6 protein-coding genes are annotated in these 4,474 nt (G+C 61.1%); all 6 read left to right on the top strand.

All coding sequences use genetic code 11. The features are described 5' to 3' along the window. The coding region (locus BGN95_RS05530) for a monovalent cation/H+ antiporter subunit D (RefSeq protein ID WP_286771887.1) at positions 1–1,208 on the top strand (1,208 nt) is incomplete at its 5' end. Further along, a complete protein-coding gene (locus tag BGN95_RS05525; protein ID WP_286771886.1) occupies positions 1,205–1,690 on the top strand; it encodes a Na+/H+ antiporter subunit E in 486 nt (161 codons plus the stop codon). The genes BGN95_RS05530 and BGN95_RS05525, both read left to right, overlap by 4 nt. Next, the gene (locus BGN95_RS05520) at positions 1,687–1,968 is read left to right on the top strand and encodes a K+/H+ antiporter subunit F (protein WP_286771885.1); all 282 of its coding nucleotides are present in this window, start codon (positions 1,687–1,689) and stop codon (positions 1,966–1,968) included. Before BGN95_RS05525 ends, BGN95_RS05520 begins: the two co-directional genes overlap by 4 nt. Further along, entirely contained in the window at positions 1,965–2,324 is a 360-nt protein-coding gene (gene mnhG / locus BGN95_RS05515; protein ID WP_286771884.1) for a monovalent cation/H(+) antiporter subunit G, read from the top strand. The genes BGN95_RS05520 and mnhG overlap by 4 nt, the downstream gene beginning before the upstream one ends. Before the next feature lie 120 nt (positions 2,325–2,444). After that, positions 2,445–3,161, top strand: a complete 717-nt coding sequence (locus tag BGN95_RS05510) for a TetR/AcrR family transcriptional regulator (RefSeq protein WP_286771883.1) — start codon at positions 2,445–2,447, stop codon at positions 3,159–3,161. A gap of 48 nt (positions 3,162–3,209) precedes the next feature. Next, a partial coding sequence (locus BGN95_RS05505) for a TonB-dependent receptor (RefSeq protein WP_286771882.1) occupies positions 3,210–4,474 on the top strand: 1,265 nt, incomplete at its 3' end.

The following is a 4,474-nucleotide window of genomic DNA, read 5'->3' as shown; positions in this document are numbered from 1 at the left end:
TGCTGGCGGCGTCTTACGGTCTGGTTCTGCACGGCTCCGGCCATGCCCGCGTGCGCGGGGGATTGCACTACATCGCCATCAACCTGGCGGCGTCATCGCTCTTTCTCATCGGCATCAGCCTGGTCTACGGCGTCACCGGCACGCTCAACATGGCCGACATCGCGATGCAGGCGCCCGCCATCGCGCCCGGAGACCGCGTCCTGTTCGAGGCGGGCATGGCGATCCTGGGCGTCGCCTTTCTGGTCAAGGCGGGCATGTGGCCGCTCGGCTTCTGGCTGCCCGGTGCCTATGCCCCCGCCGCGGCGCCGATGGCGGCGTTTTTTGCCATCATGACCAAGGTTGGCGTTTACATCATTCTTCGCCTGTCGCTTCTGCTGTTGGGCGCGGGCGCCGGTGCATCCGCCTATTTCGGCGACCCGTGGCTTGTCACCGGCGGCATCATCACCGTTCTCTTCGGAACCATCGGCATTCTCGCGGCACAGGATCTGCCGCGGCTGGCCAGTTATATGGTGGTGATTTCTTCCGGCACGCTGCTGGCGTTGATCGGTGTCGGTGATACGGCGGTCACCGCGGGCGCGTTGTTTTATCTGCTCAGTTCGACACTCGCGATCGCCGCGTTCTTCATGCTGATCGAACTGGTGGCGCGTGGACAGGCGGCCGGTGCTGACGTGCTGGCGGTCACGATGGAGGCCTATGGCGAAACCAACGTCGATGAGGACGACGATGACGGGGAGGCGGTTACCGGCGTTTCCATCCCGGCCACCATGGCCATCCTCGGCCTCTGCTTCATGGCCTGTGCCTTGCTTCTGGCCGGGTTGCCGCCGCTCTCCGGCTTCATCGCCAAATTCGTGCTGATCAAGGCCCTGTTCCAACAGCCGGAGGTTATTCCCGGCACGGTCGGATCGACGGCGTGGATTCTGACGGCGCTGCTGCTCGCCAGCGGTTTCGCCGCCGTGATCGCAATGGTCCGGGCCGGCATCAAAAGTTTCTGGCTGCCGCTGGATGGTACGGTGCCGCGTGTGCGCGTGGTGGAGATCGTGCCGGTTGCGGGCCTGATCCTTCTTTGTGTGGGGCTTACCGCCGGCGCTGGTCCCGCCATGCGGTTTGCCGACGCCACGGCGCAGAATCTGCACTTTCCCGGTGATTATATCCGTGCCGTTCTGCCGGCCGATTTTCAGGCACCGGCGCTTTCCGGGGGGCCGCAATGATACGGCTGCTGAAATGGTCGCTGATGCCGGCTTTTCTTATGGCCATCTGGTTGCTGCTCAATCAGTCGCTGGCACCGGGGCAGATTGTGCTTGGGGCTGTTCTCGGCGGATTTGGCACCTGGGTGTTGACCGCGCTCGATCCTCCGGCGGGAAAACTGCCGCGGCCATTGGCGGCGATGCGGCTGTTTCTTCTCGTTGTGGCCGATATCGTGCGCTCGAACATTCTGGTGGCGCGCATCATCTGGCGCGATTCACCGGGGCGGCGGCCGGGCTTCGTGCGCATCCCGCTTGAGTTGCGCAGCCCTTACGGGCTTGCCGCGCTCGCCTGCATCATCACGGCAACACCGGGCACCATCTGGGTGGATTTCGATTCCGAAAGCCGCGTGCTCACCATTCATGTGCTCAGTCTGGTGGAGGAGCGTATCTGGATCGACACCATCAAGGGCCGCTATGAACGCCACTTGCGGGAAATTCTCGAATGACCGCGCTGCTGTTTTCCTGGGCGCTGACACTGGCCGGGATCATGCTCGCGGCGGCCATGGGCTGCGCCGTTTACCGCATGGTGCGCGGCCCGCGCGCGCAGGACCGCATATTGGCGCTGGACAGTTTCTACGCCAGCGGCATGCTGCTGATGCTGACCTTTGGAATCAAATCCGGGACCACGCTTTATTTTGAAGCCGCGCTGGTGATCGCGTTGCTGGGCTTCGCCGGTACGGTGGCGCTGGCAAAATTCCTCATGCGGGGGGAGGTGATCGAATGATCCCAATCGCCGAATTGCCGGGCTGGGCCGCGTTTCTTGTGGCACTTCTCGTTCTCGCGGGCGCCGCGCTGACGCTAACGGGTGCCACCGGCCTGTTGCGGCTCAGGACGTTTTATGAACGGGTGCATGCGCCCACGCTCGGCACCACGCTTGGCGCGACGCTCATTCTCGCCGGTTCGATGCTGTGTTTCACCGTGCTGCAATCCCGCCCGGTGGTGCATGAGGTTCTGATATTGCTGTTCGTATCGCTGACCACGCCGGTCACGCTGATGCTGCTGGTCCGCGCCGCCCTGTCGCGAGACATACAGGAGGGCCGGGTATCCCCACCGCAGCCGGACAAAGACCGCAGCCCATAAACGCCCGGCCGTTGAACCGTGCGGGTGGTGTAGGCAGGTTCAGGCGCTCACTTTCATATTCTCGCCCTCCGCGCTGCCCCCTTCACTCTTCGGGTGTGCTATCCGTAAAAGAGACACGCTATGAAAGTCGGGAACGATAGGATGCTTAAAAAACGGGCCGCAAAAACCACCCCGGCGCGGAAAAAGAAGCACGTTGCTCTCAATACGAAGGTTCAGCCGCGCCAGCGCCGTGCGCAGGCGACGTATGATATGATTCTGGAGGTGACCGGCAATCTGCTGGAAGAGGTTGGTGTCGAGCGGCTTTCGACCAATCTTGTCTGCGAACGTGCTGGCCTGACGCCACCGGCGCTCTACCGTTACTTTCCCAACAAATATGCTCTGCTGAAAGAACTGGGCGCCAAGCTTATGAAAATACAGGATGACGCCGTTTTTGCGCATCAGAAAACCATGGACGGCGTTGGCGATGTGGCGGAAGAAACGGCGCGCAACTATCGTATCCTGAAAGAGGTGAACGCGATTACGCGCGCATTTCCGGGCGGGGGCTGGGTGATGCGCGCGTTGAGGGCTGTCCCCACCCTGAGCGAGGTCCGGATCGCCTCCCGCGAGGATGTGGCCGACCGGGTTTACAAACGCGCGCGCAAGACGTTTCCCAAGGCGGACCGCAAAGACCTGCGCATCGGCGCAACCCTTATGGTTGAGGTGATGTACACCGCAACCGAGTTGATCATGGATCAACCGGAGATGGATGCCGACCGGGTGACGGCGGAAATCTCCCATATGGCAGCCCGTTATCTGACCTCTTTCGGTGACGGGGAACGGAAAAAATCGCTTGCCTGATTGATAGCGATCGCTATCCTTACCGCAGATATGAGATCGGGGGGAACCATGTCCGTCTCACGCATGCTGGTCTCTGGCTGTTGTGTTGCAGCGTTATGTTGGGGGACGGGTGCCGCCGCCCAGAACGCCGGATCGCAAGGCGGAATCGAAACCGTTGTAGTCACCGCGCAGAAGCGGACGGAAGATATTCAGACCGTGCCGCTGACGGTTCAGGCCTTCGATACCAAGGCTATTCAGGACCTTGGCATCAAATCCTCCACCGACCTCAGCCAGTTCACACCGAATGTCAGCATTGCGCTGCCCGCAGGTGCCGGCAATCAGCCGATCATTGCGATCCGCGGTGTCGGTCTCAACGATTACGATACCAACAATGCCGGCCCCAACGGTGTCTATTTCGATGAAGTGTATCTCAGCGCGCCAGCCTCGCAGACATTCCAGGCCTTCGATCTGGAACGTATCGAGGTTCTGAAGGGCCCGCAGGGAACGTTGTACGGCCGCAACACCAGCGGTGGCGCGATCAATTTCATCTCGATCAAGCCGACGGATTATTACACCGGCGATTTTCATGTCGAATACAGTTCGTTCGACACCTACCAGATCGAAGGCGGCGTCGGCGGCCCGATTGCCGATGGCCTGAGCGGGCGCCTCGCCTTCGTCAAGAACGGTTCCGGCGGCTATACCTACAACGCCTTCACGAACGGCCGCGAAAACGGTGCCAACAACATTGCCGGCCGCGCATTCCTGCAGTGGGAGCCGATTGAGGACCTGACATTTCTGTTGAATGTCCATGGCGGGTCGGTGGCAAACCGGCCGGCGGAATATCGCCATATGGGCTCCATCAATTCCGGCACGGGTGATCCCTGCTCCGTCTCCGAAGTGCTGAGCGGGACGGCCGCGAACGGCGCGGCCTGCACCGATATTTTCGGCTATGGCACGCCGCAGAATTTCTATGCCGGGTCCTATAACCGGCGGGAGCACCTGAAGGTCCACAATTGGGGCGGTTATCTTCGGGCCGATTACAGCTATGGCAGCCTGAATTTCGTGTCGTTGTCCGCGTTCGACCACAATGACAAGCTGCACCCTGAGGATACCGACGCCTCGCCCAATCGCCTGCTGGAAATCGACTTCGGCGTGAATTCCAAAACCTTCACCCAGGAATTCCGCGTCTCGCAATCGACGGACGAATATAACTGGCTGCTGGGTCTTTATTATCTGAGCGAAACGCTCAGGCAGAACCAGCCGCTCTATGTGCTTCTGGATGCCGATCTCTTCTTTGGGCCGGGCGCCGGTTCTGACCCGACTGTGGGCAGCCA

This window comes from Sphingomonas sp. 66-10 (assembly GCF_001897045.1).
Lineage (GTDB): Bacteria > Pseudomonadota > Alphaproteobacteria > Sphingomonadales > Sphingomonadaceae > Sphingomonas > Sphingomonas lycopersici.
Note: the sequence above shows the minus strand (reverse complement) of the source record. Positions and strands in the feature narration are given on the sequence as shown.